The sequence below is a fragment of the Streptomyces sp. NPDC048383 genome, assembly GCF_040651775.1.
Taxonomy (GTDB): Bacteria; Actinomycetota; Actinomycetes; order Streptomycetales; family Streptomycetaceae; genus Streptomyces.
Genome location: NZ_JBEZKS010000032.1, coordinates 43,557 through 56,085, shown reverse-complemented (window position 1 = coordinate 56,085; position 12,529 = coordinate 43,557). Strand labels below are relative to the sequence as shown.

The 12,529-nt window shown below is 70.8% G+C and carries 13 protein-coding genes; 8 read left to right on the top strand and 5 right to left on the bottom strand.

Translation table 11 applies throughout. The annotated features are described in order from the left end of the window. Positions 1-606 (bottom strand): hypothetical protein, encoded by a 606-nt coding sequence (locus tag AB0D46_RS21940; RefSeq protein ID WP_362879736.1) that lies wholly within the window; start codon positions 604-606, stop codon positions 1-3. Further along, positions 599-1,378, bottom strand: a complete 780-nt coding sequence (locus AB0D46_RS21935) for an alpha/beta fold hydrolase (RefSeq protein ID WP_362879734.1) — start codon at positions 1,376-1,378, stop codon at positions 599-601. Before AB0D46_RS21935 ends, AB0D46_RS21940 begins: the two co-directional genes overlap by 8 nt. Before the next feature lie 176 nt (positions 1,379-1,554). Here AB0D46_RS21935 and AB0D46_RS21930 point away from each other — a divergent pair, with 176 nt between their 5' ends. The 5 genes from AB0D46_RS21930 (at position 1,555) to AB0D46_RS21910 (ending at position 6,603) form a co-directional block, all read left to right on the top strand. Further along, positions 1,555-2,322 carry a lysophospholipid acyltransferase family protein gene (locus AB0D46_RS21930; protein WP_362879780.1) on the top strand — a complete coding sequence of 256 codons (768 nt, stop codon included), beginning with the start codon at positions 1,555-1,557 and terminating at the stop codon, positions 2,320-2,322. A gap of 38 nt (positions 2,323-2,360) precedes the next feature. Continuing rightward, positions 2,361-3,572, top strand: a complete 1,212-nt coding sequence (locus AB0D46_RS21925) for a DUF5931 domain-containing protein (RefSeq protein WP_362879732.1) — start codon at positions 2,361-2,363, stop codon at positions 3,570-3,572. 50 nt (positions 3,573-3,622) lie between these two features. Further along, complete coding sequence (locus AB0D46_RS21920; protein ID WP_362879779.1) at positions 3,623-4,267, top strand: response regulator transcription factor; 645 nt, start codon at positions 3,623-3,625, stop codon at positions 4,265-4,267. 198 nt (positions 4,268-4,465) lie between these two features. After that, positions 4,466-5,494, top strand: a complete 1,029-nt coding sequence (locus AB0D46_RS21915) for a 6-phosphofructokinase (RefSeq protein WP_362879777.1) — start codon at positions 4,466-4,468, stop codon at positions 5,492-5,494. Positions 5,495-5,604: 110 nt separating this feature from the next. Next, positions 5,605-6,603: a 2-hydroxyacid dehydrogenase gene (locus AB0D46_RS21910; RefSeq protein WP_362879730.1), complete on the top strand. Its 999-nt coding sequence runs from the start codon at positions 5,605-5,607 to the stop codon at positions 6,601-6,603. A gap of 28 nt (positions 6,604-6,631) precedes the next feature. Here the strand turns inward: AB0D46_RS21910 and AB0D46_RS21905 are convergent, their stop codons facing one another. After that, on the bottom strand, positions 6,632-8,512 hold the full coding sequence (locus tag AB0D46_RS21905) for an anthranilate synthase family protein (RefSeq protein ID WP_362879728.1): 1,881 nt from the start codon (positions 8,510-8,512) through the stop codon (positions 6,632-6,634). 282 nt (positions 8,513-8,794) lie between these two features. Here AB0D46_RS21905 and AB0D46_RS21900 point away from each other — a divergent pair, with 282 nt between their 5' ends. Both AB0D46_RS21900 and AB0D46_RS21895 read left to right on the top strand, forming a co-directional pair. Then, complete coding sequence (locus AB0D46_RS21900) at positions 8,795-10,150, top strand: class II 3-deoxy-7-phosphoheptulonate synthase (RefSeq protein ID WP_362879726.1); 1,356 nt, start codon at positions 8,795-8,797, stop codon at positions 10,148-10,150. Between the two features lie 157 nt (positions 10,151-10,307). Then, positions 10,308-10,559, top strand: a complete 252-nt coding sequence (locus AB0D46_RS21895; RefSeq protein WP_362879724.1) for a (2Fe-2S)-binding protein — start codon at positions 10,308-10,310, stop codon at positions 10,557-10,559. Positions 10,560-10,578: 19 nt separating this feature from the next. Here the strand turns inward: AB0D46_RS21895 and bfr are convergent, their stop codons facing one another. Then, a complete protein-coding gene (gene bfr / locus AB0D46_RS21890) occupies positions 10,579-11,058 on the bottom strand; it encodes a bacterioferritin (protein WP_281204637.1) in 480 nt (159 codons plus the stop codon). Between the two features lie 173 nt (positions 11,059-11,231). Here bfr and AB0D46_RS21885 point away from each other — a divergent pair, with 173 nt between their 5' ends. Next, positions 11,232-11,864, top strand: a complete 633-nt coding sequence (locus tag AB0D46_RS21885; protein WP_362879723.1) for a sulfite oxidase-like oxidoreductase — start codon at positions 11,232-11,234, stop codon at positions 11,862-11,864. Between the two features lie 19 nt (positions 11,865-11,883). Here the strand turns inward: AB0D46_RS21885 and AB0D46_RS21880 are convergent, their stop codons facing one another. Then, positions 11,884-12,441 carry a DUF4396 domain-containing protein gene (locus AB0D46_RS21880; protein WP_362879721.1) on the bottom strand — a complete coding sequence of 186 codons (558 nt, stop codon included), beginning with the start codon at positions 12,439-12,441 and terminating at the stop codon, positions 11,884-11,886. Positions 12,442-12,529: the final 88 nt, after the last annotated feature.

The following is a 12,529-nucleotide window of genomic DNA, read 5'->3' as shown; positions in this document are numbered from 1 at the left end:
TCAGACCACCGCGCCGCGGCCCGGGTCGTCGTCCTCGTCCTCGTCGCCGTGGGCCATGCGGGCCACCAGGGTGGCGAAGCCGCCCAGGAAACCGCCGATGCCCAGGGTGGTCAACCACCAGGTCATGTTCCACTGGAGCAGCACCGCCAGGAGCAGCAGCACCGGGCCGCCGATCACCGCCAGCCACGCGAACTTCGCCGTCGTGTCCGCGGGCGGGAGCTCCGGCTCCGGCGGGACGAAGTGACCCTCCTCCGCGCCCGGGTCGTCGTCCTTCGGTTCGGCCGGCGAGTGGTCCCGGGGACCGGTGCCCGGCCCGGTCGCGCCCACGCCCGGGGCGAAGACCACCGAACTGCCCAGCGGCGGCAAGGGGTCCGGGTCGGTGCCCTTCCCCTTCCCCTCCCCCTTACCGTGGTCCTCGTCCGCCACCGGCGCCGGCGGGGCCGGCTTCACGTCCTCCTCGGGCAGCATCAGGTTCTCGATCGGCCGGAACGGCCGGGCCCCGGGCGGGTCCGGGGGCTCCTGTCCGTACCCGGCGACGATCGCGGCCCACGCCGCCTCCTCGTCCAGCGGGGGAACGCCCCCGGACGACTCCTCGTGCTCAGCCACCGCTGGCCGCCCCCTCCCTGCCGACGCTCTTCGCGAGCCGACCGACGAACGCATAGCTGTCCGCGAAGATCCGCTCCGCGTCATGGTCCAACGTCGCGACGTGGTAGCTCTGTTCCAGCAGGGTCTCGGTGACGTCCGTGGAGGACACCCGGGCCAGGATGCGCGCCGAGTCGACCGGCGGTACGACGTGGTCCTGCGGGCTGTGCAGCAGCAGCACCGGCTGCGTGACCTGCGGGAGTTCGGCGTCGACCAGCCGGAAGAACGTGCGCAGCGAATGCGCGGCCCGGGTCGGGACCCGGTCGTAGCCGATCTCGACGGAACCCGGCTTCGCGATGTCGCTCGTGATGCCCGGGGTCGAGCGGATGAAGTGCTTGGCCACCGGGAGGGCGACGGCGAGCCGGTCGTGCACCTTGTTGGCCGGGTTGACGAGGACGATGCCGCTGATGTCGTCCCCGTGCTTGGCGGCCAGCCGCAGGGTCAGCGCGCCACCCATCGACAATCCGAACACGAACACCTGCTCGCAGGAGTCCAGCAGCTCCCGCAGCGCGCGGTCCACCTCCGCGTACCAGTCCTGCCAACCCGTGAGCTGCATGTCCTGCCAGCGCGTCCCGTGCCCGGGCAGCAGCGGCAGCGACACGGTCAGGCCGCGCGCGGCCAGGTACTCGGCCCAGGGGCGGAGCGACTGCGGCGAACCGGTGAAGCCGTGGCAGAGAAGCACGCCGACCTCTCCGCCCTCGTGGCGGAACGGCTCTGCTCCAGGGAGGACGGGCACCAGAGTCTCCTTAGTCGATCAGGATGCGCGGGGGTACGGGGAGCGTTGCGCTGTGTGACTTCACCGTACGCGACGGGGGTGGTACCGACCAGGGTCGTAGGGCCGCCGCGGGCGGAGCCAGGGGATAAGGTCTGTTCGACAGATACAGGAAGGCTTTCGAGTTGATCTACGGCGCAATGAAGTTCTCCATCGGCGGGTCCCTGAAGCTCGCCTTCAGGCCGTGGGTGGAGGGCCTCGAAAACATTCCCGCGGAGGGGCCGGCGATCCTCGCGAGCAACCACCTGTCCTTCTCGGACTCCTTCTTCCTCCCGGCCGTGCTCGACCGGAAGGTGACCTTCATCGCGAAGGCGGAGTACTTCACCTCCCCCGGGGTCAAGGGCAAGCTGACGGCCGCGTTCTTCAAGGGCGTCGGTCAGCTTCCGGTGGACCGCTCCGGTGCGCGCGGTGCGGGCGAGGCCGCGATCAAGAGCGGCATCGACGTCATCGAACGCGGGGAGCTGTTCGGTATCTACCCCGAGGGGACGCGTTCACCCGACGGCCGCCTCTACCGCGGCAAACCCGGCGGTCTGGCCCGGGTGGCGCTCGCCACCGGCGCTCCGGTGATCCCCGTCGCGATGATCGACACCGAGAAGATCCAGCCCCCGGGCAAGGTGGTCCCGAAGCTGATGCGCCCGGGCATCCGGATCGGCAAGCCGCTGGACTTCAGCCGCTACCACGGCATGGACGGGGACCGCTTCATCCTCCGCTCGGTGACCGACGAGGTCATGTACGAGATCATGAAGCTTTCCGGCCAGGAGTACGTCGACATCTACGCGACGGCCGCCAAGCGGCAGATCGCCGACGCGGAGAAGGCCGAGAAGGCCGATAAGGCCGATAAGGCCGATAAGGCCGATAAGGGTGACAGGCCCGACAGGGGCGGCAAGGGCGACACCGTCGCCGAGTAGGTGGGCGGCGGACGTACCGCCCGCGGGGGGTGGGGGAGATGGCGAAGCGCGAGCGCGTCGTACGCATGTCGGTCGAGCAGCCGCTGTGGCGGGCCCTGACCGCCTACCGGCTGCTCACCGTGGTCTACGCGGTGCTGCTGTTCGCCTTCTCCCACAAGGAGTTCGACCGGCCCGGCGTCGCGATCGGCTACCTCTGCCTCCTCGCGGTCTGGACCCTGGCCACCCACCCCAGGGTGGCGAACGCGGCCAGTTGCACCCGGGGCTTCCTCGGCGCGGACCTCACCGTCGCGCTGACCGGGATCCTGCTCACCCCGCTCGCCGACTCCCACGAACGGATAGCGGACGGCGGCTCGACGCTGCCGAGCATCTGGACCGCCGGATCGGTGCTCGCCTTCGCCATCAAGGGCGGCTGGCGCTGGGCCGCCTTCGCCTCCTCCTTCGTGGCCGCCGCCAACCTCGTCATCCACGCGGGCCAGCCCACCCGCGACACCCTGCACAACGTCCTGCTGGTCTGGGTCGCGTCCATCGCGATCGGCTACGTCGTCGAGGTCGCCCGGGCCAGTGAGGCCACCCTCGCCCGCGCCCTGGAGATCGAGGCCGCCACCCGCGAACGCGAGCGCCTGGCCCGCGACATCCACGACGGGGTCCTCCAGGTCCTCGCCATGGTCCAGCGGCGCGGCACCGAACTGGGCGGCGAGGCCGCCGAGCTGGGGCGGATGGCGGGGGAGCAGGAGGTCGCCCTGCGCACGCTGGTCTCCACCGGCCTCGTGCACCCCTCACGGGTCTCCCGCGACGAGTCCCTCGGCGCGCTCGTCGACACGTACGAGGTGGACGAATCGGAGTCCGGGACCGGCGAACTGGACCTGCGCACGCTCCTCGCCCCGCACGCCGGGTCGCGGGTGAGCTTCGCCGAGCCGGGGACGCCGGTGATGTTGCGGGTGCCCGCGGCCCGGGAGCTGGCCGCGGCCGTCGGCGCCGCCCTGGACAACGTGCGCAAGCACGCCGGGGACGGCGCCCGGGCCTGGATCCTGGTGGAGGACTGGGGCGACGAGGTGATCGTCACCGTCCGGGACGACGGCCCGGGCATCCCGTCCGGCCGGCTCGACCAGGCGGCGGGCGAGGGCAGGATGGGGGTCGCCCTGTCCATCCGGGGCCGCCTGCGCGAGCTCGGCGGCAGCGCCGAGCTGGTGTCCGTCCCCGGACAGGGCACCGAAGTGGAACTGAAAGTACCGAGGGGGAGGACCCAGTGAACGCGCCGAACGAGCCCCATGGCCCGAACGAACTCCACGACATCAAGGTGATGGTCGTCGACGACCACCCGATGTGGCGCGACGCGGTCGCCCGCGATCTGGCCGCCGCCGGGTTCGACGTCGTGGCCACGGCCGGCGACGGTCCCGAGGCGCTGCGCCGCGCCCGCGCCGTCGTCCCGCAGGTACTGGTCCTCGACCTCAACCTGCCGGGCATGCCCGGGGTGCGGGTCTGCAAGGAACTCGTCGGCGCCGATCCCGCCCTGCGCGTCCTGGTCCTGTCGGCCAGCGGGGAGCACGCGGACGTGCTGGAGGCGGTGAAGTCCGGCGCGACCGGCTACCTGATGAAGTCCGCCGGAGCGCAGGAACTGATCGACGCGGTCCGCCGCACGGCCGCCGGCGACCCGGTGTTCACCCCCGGGCTGGCCGGCCTCGTGCTCGGCGAGTACCGGCGGCTGGCCACCGATCCCGCCCCGGTCGCCGCCGACGAGCCCAAGGCCCCGCAGCTGACCGACCGGGAGACCGAGGTCCTGCGGCTGGTGGCCAAGGGGCTCTCGTACAAGCAGATCGCCGAACGCCTGGTCATCTCGCACCGCACGGTGCAGAACCACGTCCAGAACACCCTCGGCAAGCTCCAGCTGCACAACCGGGTGGAGCTCGTCCGGTACGCCATAGAGCGCGGGCTCGACGACGCCTGACCGGACCCGCGCCGCCGCCGCGGTCCACGCCGGCCCGCCGGATCGCCGCGAACCGGGTGTCGAACGTCGTACTTACGTCTTCGTACGAGTGAACCGATGTACGCGACGCCCCGCGATTCCACCTGAATCGCCCTCGCCCGACCCCTTGCTGTGACGTGGGTCACCACTAGCGTGACCGTCATGGCGAAGGGAGATTCCATGAAGGTCGGAGTGCTCACGGGCGGCGGCGACTGCCCCGGACTCAACGCGGTGATCAGGGCCGTCGTCCGCAAGGGCGTGCAGGAGTACGACTACGGGTTCATCGGGTTCAAGGACGGCTGGCGCGGGGCCGTCGAGGGCAACACCGTCCCGCTCGACATCCCCGCCGTCCGGGGCATCCTCCCCCGGGGCGGCACCATCCTCGGGTCCTCGCGCACGAACCCGTTCAAGACGGAGAACGGCGTGCGCTCCATCAAGGAGAACCTCGCCAAGTTCGAGGTCGACGCCCTCATCGCGATCGGCGGCGAGGACACCCTCGGCGTGGCCGCCGAGCTGTACGCGGAGTACGGCATCCCCTGCGTCGGCGTCCCCAAGACCATCGACAACGACCTGTCGGCCACCGACTACACCTTCGGCTTCGACACGGCCGTGGGCATCGCCACCGAGGCCATCGACCGGCTGCACACCACGGCCGAGTCCCACATGCGGGTCCTGGTCGTCGAGGTGATGGGCCGGCACGCCGGCTGGATCGCCCTGCACTCCGGCCTCGCGGGCGGCGCCAACGTCATCCTCATCCCCGAGCAGCGCTTCGACATCGACAAGGTCTGCGCCTGGGTCACCTCCCGGTTCAAGGCGAGCTACGCCCCGATCGTCGTCGTCGCCGAGGGCGCGATGCCGACCGACGGCGAACTGGTCCTCAAGGACGCCACCACCGACTCCTTCGGGCACGTCCGCCTCTCCGGCGTCGGCGAGTGGCTGGCCAAGGAGATCGAGGCGCGCACCGGCAAGGAGGCCCGTACGACGGTCCTCGGGCACGTCCAGCGCGGCGGCACCCCGAGCGCGTTCGACCGCTGGCTGGCCACCCGCTTCGGGTTGCACGCCGTCGACGCCGTGCGGGACGGGGACTTCGGCAAGATGGTCGCGCTGAAGGGGACCGACATCGTCCGGGTGCCGATCATCGAGGCCACCTCGAAGCTGAAGACCGTGGACCCCGCGCTCTACGAGGAGGTCGGCGTCTTCTTCGGCTGACCGGCCCGGGATTCCCGACGAACGCGGGGGCTGGGTTGCCGGGCGCCGCCGGACCGTGGGTCGTATCGTGACGAACGACCCATGGTCCGACATACCGTACGGGAGCACGCGTGGAGATCCTGGCCTTCGGAGTGACCGCCGACGAGAAGCCGCTCCTGGAGCGCGCCTTCGCGGGGGAGCACGAGGCCCGCTGCCTCGAAGTCTTCCTGACCGAGGACACCGCGCCCATCGCCGCCGGGTACGAGATCGTCTCCTCCAGCGTCAACGCCGACCTGAACGCCCGGGTCCTGAACATCCTCGCCGCCGGCGGGACCAGGATGATCGCCCAGCGGTCCACCGGCTTCAACAACATCGACCTGGACGTGGCCGCCCGGCTCGGCATGACCGTCGGCCGGGTCTCCTTCTACTCGCCCTACTCGGTGGCCGAATTCGCCTGGACCCTGGCGATGGCCGTGAACCGGCGGATCGTCCGCGCCTCGATCCGCACCCGCGACTTCGACTTCCGGCTGGACGGGCTGATGGGCCGCGACATGCGCGGCCGCACCGTCGGCGTCCTCGGCACCGGCAAGATCGGCGAGGCCTTCACCCGGATCGCGCACGGCTTCGGGATGAACCTGCTCGGCTGGGACGTCGCCGAGAACCCGGCCTGCGCGGCCCTGGGCATGACGTACGTGCAGAAGGAGGAACTGTTCGCCTCCTCCGACCTGATCAGCCTGCACGTGCCCCTGCTGGACTCCACCCACCACATCATCGACGCGGCCGCCCTGAAGGCCATGCGCGACGACGCGATCCTGGTGAACTCCAGCCGCGGCGGACTGATCGACACCGAAGCCCTGGTCACGGAGTTGCGGGCGGGCCGCTTCAGCGGGATCGGCCTGGACGTGTACGAGGCGGAGGCCGGGGTGTTCTTCCTCGACAAGTCCCTGGAGACCGTGGAGGACGACACCCTGGCCCGGCTGGTCACCTTCCCGCACGTGGTGGTCACCTCCCACCAGGCGTACTACACGAGCGACGCCGTGGGCCAGATCATCGAAACCACCGTGCGGAACGTGGCCGACTACCTCGCCGGCCGCCGCTCCGAGAACACCCTCGTGCCCGGCCCCGCCTGACCGGGCCCGGGCGGGGCCCACACCGCGCTCACACCGGCGCCCGCACCCCGATCAGCAGGTCGCGGACCAGCTCCACGCCGCGCAGGGTCAGCACCGACTCGGGATGGAACTGGACGCTCGCCACGCCCGCGGCCGGCGACCGCAGCGCGTGGACCTCACCCGTCACCGGGTCCCGGGACACCTCCACCCCCTCGGCGGCCAGCCGCGCGGCCAGGTCGTCGGCGCAGTGCGCGGTGTACGTGTTGTAGAAGCCGACCACCTCCTCGGCCCCGAACAGGTCGATGCGGGTCTGCGCACCCTGCGCGGGCTCCGCCTTGCGCACGAGCGGCAGACCCAGCTCGGCCGCCAACAGTTCGTGCCCCAGGCAGACGCCCAGGATCCCGCCCCGGTGCGCGGCCAGCAGCTCCCCGGTCAGCGCGCGCAGCGTCCGCATCTTCGTGTCGTCGGCGTCCGCCGGGTCGCCGGGCCCCGGGCCCAACACGACCGGGCCCTCCCAAGCGGTCGCCGCCGCCCGCAGCCCCGGGTCGTCGTAGCGGCGTACGGTCACCTCCAGGCCGGTCACCCGCAGCAGGTGCGCCAGCATCGCGGTGAAGGTGTCCTCGGCGTCCACCACCAGGGCGTGCCCGGTGACCCGCGCCGGGCGGTCCTGCATCCGCAGCCAGAACGGGGCCAGGTCCCGGCGCCGGGCCGCGAGCGCCTCCCGCACCCGGGGATCGTCGGCCGCCCGGGCGCCGGCGAAGGCCGGCCGGGGCGCGGCCTCCCGCACGCCGAGCGCGGCCAGCACCCCGGCGGCCTTCGCGTGGGTCTCCGCGACCTCGCCGGCCGGGTCGGAGTGCCGGACCAGGGTGGCGCCGACCGCCACCCGCAGGGCGCCGTCCGGGGCGATGTCGGCGGTGCGGATCAGGATCGGGGAGTCCAGGGTCTGCGCTCCCGCCGCGTCCGTGCCGAGGAGCGCCAGCGCCCCCGCGTAGTAGCCCCGGCCGCCCTTCTCGTACCGCTCGATGACCCGGCAGGCGTTCTGCACGGGCGAGCCCGTCACCGTCGCCGCGAACATGGTCTCCCGCAGCACCTCGCGGGCGTCCAGCGAGGACCGGCCGCGCAGCTCGTACTCGGTGTGCGCGAGGTGCGCCATCTCCTTCAGTCGCGGCCCGACGACGACCCCGCCCATGTCGCCGACCGTGCACATCATCTTCAGTTCCTCGTCGACGACCATCGACAGTTCCTCGGTCTCCTTGCGGTCACCGAGGAAGGCGAGCAGCGAATCGACCGTCGGGCCGCCCGCGGGATACCGGTACGTCCCGCTGATCGGGTTCATCACGACGGTGCCGCCCGACATCCGTACGTGGACCTCCGGACTGGCCCCGACCAGGGTGCGGTCCCCGGTGTGGACGACGTACGTCCAGTACGCGCCCCGCTCGCCCTCCAGCAGCCGCCGGAACAGGGCCAGCGCGTCCGCCCGGCCGAAGCCGTCGATCCGGCCGCCGTAGGTGCGCCGGATCACGAAGTTCGCGCCCTCGCCGCGGCCGATCTCGTCGCGGATGACCCGCTCGACGGTGGCCGCGTACTCCACGTCGCCGACGTCGAAGCCGCCGCCCTCGACCCGCACCTCGTGCGCGGGCAGCGCGGCCAACGCCTCGGCGAGCGGCACCTCCCAGGCCTCCTCGGCGGCCAGCACGCTCAGCGGGGTGCCGTCGTCGCGCACGTCGAAGCCGCGCTCGCGGATCTGCCGGAACGGTACGAGGGCCAAGGTGGGCAGCGGGCCGACGGGCAGGTCGGCGAGCCGCTCGGCCTCGTGGACCGGACCGACGAGCACCTCGACGGTGTCGTGGTCACGGCCCGGGGTCCGCCGACGCAGCAGCGCGAACGGCGGGGCGGAGTCGTGGAGCAGGCGGCTGAATCCCGTGGTCATGGTGGGGCGTCCTTCCGGAGGGAGGGACGGCCCGGGCTCCTGCGCGGTGCAGGTCGCACCACATGCGGAAGGCCGCCCCTCGGGGCGGCCTTCGCGTCACTCGTACGTGTCAGTGGGTACGCGCGAGGAGTGGGCCGCCGGAAGCGGGCCACCACCAGTTCTGGTGCGAGTGCGCGTACATGCCGACGACCCTAGCCCACACCGCGCGCGTCCGGGGAGATGGTCGTCTCACGTAGTGGGCAACGGGCTGGACGGGACGTAGGACGCCGTAATGTGTACGAGGTGACCGTGAACGCTGAAACCCAAGCCCCCGCCGCCAAGGCGACCTGGCGAGACCTTCCCGCGGCGCAGCAGCCTTCGTACCCCGATGCCGAGGCACTGCGCGCTGTCGTCGCGGACCTCGAGTCGTATCCTCCCCTCGTCTTCGCGGGTGAGTGCGACCAGCTGCGCGCCCGTCTGGGAGCCGTCGCCAAGGGCGAGGCGTTCCTGCTGCAGGGCGGCGACTGCGCCGAGGCCTTCGACGGGGTGTCCGCCGAACACATCCGAGCCAAGCTGAAGACGCTGCTCCAGATGAGTGCCGTCCTGACGTACGCGGCCTCCGTGCCGGTCGTCAAGGTCGGCCGCATCGCCGGCCAGTACTCCAAGCCGCGCTCCAAGGACACCGAGACCCGCGACGGCGTCACCCTGCCGACCTACCGCGGCGACTCCGTCAACGGCTTCGCCTTCACCGAGGCGGACCGCATCCCGGACCCCGAGCGGCTGAAGCGGATGTACCACGCCTCCGCCTCCACGCTCAACCTGGTGCGCGCCTTCACCACCGGTGGTTACGCCGACCTGCGCCAGGTGCACGCCTGGAACCAGGACTTCGTGAAGTCCTCCCCGTCCGGGCAGCGCTACGAGCAGCTCGCGCGGGAGATCGACAACGCGCTCAACTTCATGAAGGCCTGTGGCACCGACCCGGCCGAGTTCAAGGCCGTCGAGTTCTACGCCTCCCACGAGGCGCTGCTCCTCGACTACGAGGGCGCGCTGACCCGCACGGACTCGCGCACCGGCAAGCTGTACGACACCTCGGGCCACATGGTCTGGATCGGCGAGCGCACGCGCCAGCTGGACCACGCGCACATCGAGTTCTGCTCGCAGATCGCGAACCCGATCGGCATCAAGCTCGGCCCCACGACGACCGTCGACGAGGCCCTGACCTACATCGACCGCCTCGACCCCGAGCGCGAGCCGGGCCGGCTGACCTTCGTCGTCCGCATGGGCGCCGACAAGGTCCGCGACAAGCTCCCCGAGCTGGTCGAGAAGGTCACCGCCTCCGGCGCGACCGTCGCCTGGGTCACCGACCCGATGCACGGCAACACCTTCGAGGCGGCCTCCGGCCACAAGACGCGCCGTTTCGACGACGTGCTCGACGAGGTCAAGGGTTTCTTCGAGGTCCACAAGGCGCTGGGCACCCACCCGGGCGGCATCCACGTCGAGCTCACCGGTGACGACGTCACCGAGTGCGTGGGCGGCGGCGACGAGATCTTCGTCGACGACCTGCACCAGCGCTACGAGACGGCCTGCGACCCGCGGCTCAACCGCAGCCAGTCCCTGGACCTGGCGTTCCTGGTCGCCGAGATGTACCGGGACCAGTAGGGATCACTCAGTACCTTCGTACGACGATGGGGCGCGGATCGATGTGATCCGCGCCCCATCGTCGTATCGAGGGCTTTTAGGGTTGCCTAACTTTGGGTACGGTTAGGTAAGCCTCACCGAATCGGGGAGGGCCGTCGAACCGTTCCTCGCCAGGGAGGTGAACCGCGTGTACGTCTGCTCGTGCTTCGGGATCACCGACAAGCAGGTCAAGGACCACGCGGCGGCCGGGGCCTGTACCCCCCGCCAGATCGCCTCGGCGACGAAGGCCGGCACCGACTGCGGCTCGTGCGTGCGCACCATCCAGGGCATCCTGGGCCGCGGGGCGTGCCCGCGCCGGGAACTGCTGGACCAGGGCCGGACGGCCGCCGTCCTCTCGGCCGACGAACCCGCGCTGGCCGAAGCGGCCTAGAGTCCGGGGTCCCGGCGGCCTAGCTCTCCGGCTGCTCGATCAGCTGCGCGATGTAGAGCGGCTCGCCGATGCTCTCGATCAGTTCCAGCTGGGTGTCGAGGTAGTCGATGTGGTGCTCCTCGTCCTCCAGGATCTCCTCGAAGAGCCGCGCCGAGGTGACGTCACCCTTGCCGCGCATGACCTCGATGCCGCGCTTGAGGCGGTCGATCGCCTCGACCTCGACCTGCCGGTCCGCCTGGAACATCTCCGTGAGGGTCTGACCGACGCGCACGTGGAAGAGACGCTGGTAGTTCGGCAGCCCGTCGAGCATCAGGATGCGCTCGGTGATCTTGTCCGCGTGCTTCATCTCGTCGATGGACTCGGCACGGGTGTAGTTGGCGAGCTTCGTCCAACCCTTGTTGTCCTGGATGCGGTAGTGCAGCCAGTACTGGTTGATGGCGGTGAGTTCGCCGGTCAGCTGCTCGTTGAGAAACTCAAGGACCTCGGGGTCGCCCTGCATCGCAGAAGCTCCTTCCAAGCAATGTCATCTAAGTGACTGGGCAGGTGCGCGCATCCTTGCACCGCCGCCGGAGGCCGTCCAGTAAGTGCCTCCTTAGTGGGAGTTGCCAGGACTTGCCCTGATGGGCCCGGACCTGGTCATGACCACCCTGCCCAGTCTGTCACCATGGACTCATGGGTCAGCCGGAAAACCGGGAATCTCCGGGAGCAGAGCAGTTCGAGCTCCCTCCGGGGCAGCGGTTGCAGCGGGGCTGGCCCGTCACCCACTACGGTCCTGTACCGAAGTTCAAGCCGGACCGGTGGGAGTTCCGCGTCTTCGGCGCGACCGTCGACGGCGAGAAGCGCTGCTGGAACCACGAGGAGTTCGCGGCGCTGCCGTTCGACTCCGTCGTCGCGGACCTGCACTGCGTCACCAAGTTCAGCATGCTGGGCGCCGAATGGGGCGGCGTGCGCGCGCGCACCCTCCTGGAACTGGCGCCGCCGACCCCGCAGGTCACGCACGTGATGGTGTGGGCCGAGTACGGCTTCAGCTCCAACATGAGACTCGCCGACTTCGCCGCCGAACGGACCGTCTTCGCCACCCACATGGGCGGCGAACTGCTGACGGCCGAACACGGCTTCCCGCTGCGCCTGGTGGTACCGCACCTGTACGCGTGGAAGGGCCCCAAGTGGGTCCGCGGCATCGAGTACATGACCGCCGACCGCCGCGGCTTCTGGGAGGAGCGCGGCTATCACAACGTCGGCGACCCCTGGCGCGAGCAGCGCTACTCGTACCAGGAGGAGCCGGGCGACGGCCCCGAGCTCTAGGCCGTGAAGTGGCCCCCGCTCAGTGGTGGTAGCGGTGGACGACCGCGTGACCCTTGCCGCGGCCGATCATCCACCGGTTCACCGGCACGGTGATCACGAAGGCCGCGGCCAGCGCGATCGCCAGGACGATCCAGAACAGCGGGTCCGCGAGGTGCGCGTCCATCGCGCCCGGCCACAGCGCGATCACCCCGTTGTCGATCAACTCCATGACCGCGATCGAAAGCGTGTCCGCGGCCAGCGCCACCCGGACGGCCGAGCGGAAGTCCACCCCGGCCGCGAGGACCCCGCGCAGCGTGAGGGCGTAACCGAAGACGAACGCGAGGATGATCGCGAGGATCATCGTCGGTACGTTGCCCCAGCCCAGCGCGGTCCCGATGACCATGCCGAGCACCTCGCCGATGGCGCATCCGGTGAGGCAGTGCAGGGTGGCCCGGGCCGCCGCACCCCACGTGACCTTGCCGCCGGCGGGCGGGTGTGCGGGTCCGTGGTGGCCGGATGCGTGCCCCGGGTCGTGTCCCGGTTCGTGGGTGCCGTCGTGCTCGTCGCCGTGTTCGTGGTGCGCGTGCGCGTGTTCCATGGCCAAGCCCCTCGCATGGGAAACGCCGTATGCGGTTCTGTCCCGGTGACAGAACCGTATACCCCCCCAGGGTATTCCTCAAGCAACG

Excerpts from the sequence above, each read along its gene's own strand:
- AB0D46_RS21930 (WP_362879780.1), top strand. The coding sequence starts at position 1,555 with ATGAAGTTCTCCATCGGCGGGTCCCTGAAGCTCGCCTTCAGGCCGTGG.
- AB0D46_RS21925 (WP_362879732.1), top strand. The coding sequence starts at position 2,361 with ATGGCGAAGCGCGAGCGCGTCGTACGCATGTCGGTCGAGCAGCCGCTG.
- AB0D46_RS21920 (WP_362879779.1), top strand. The coding sequence starts at position 3,623 with ATGGTCGTCGACGACCACCCGATGTGGCGCGACGCGGTCGCCCGCGAT.
- AB0D46_RS21915 (WP_362879777.1), top strand. The coding sequence starts at position 4,466 with ATGAAGGTCGGAGTGCTCACGGGCGGCGGCGACTGCCCCGGACTCAAC.
- AB0D46_RS21905 (WP_362879728.1), bottom strand. The coding sequence starts at position 8,512 with ATGACCACGGGATTCAGCCGCCTGCTCCACGACTCCGCCCCGCCGTTC.
- bfr (WP_281204637.1), bottom strand. The coding sequence starts at position 11,058 with ATGCAGGGCGACCCCGAGGTCCTTGAGTTTCTCAACGAGCAGCTGACC.
- AB0D46_RS21885 (WP_362879723.1), top strand. The coding sequence starts at position 11,232 with ATGGGTCAGCCGGAAAACCGGGAATCTCCGGGAGCAGAGCAGTTCGAG.
- AB0D46_RS21880 (WP_362879721.1), bottom strand. The coding sequence starts at position 12,441 with ATGGAACACGCGCACGCGCACCACGAACACGGCGACGAGCACGACGGC.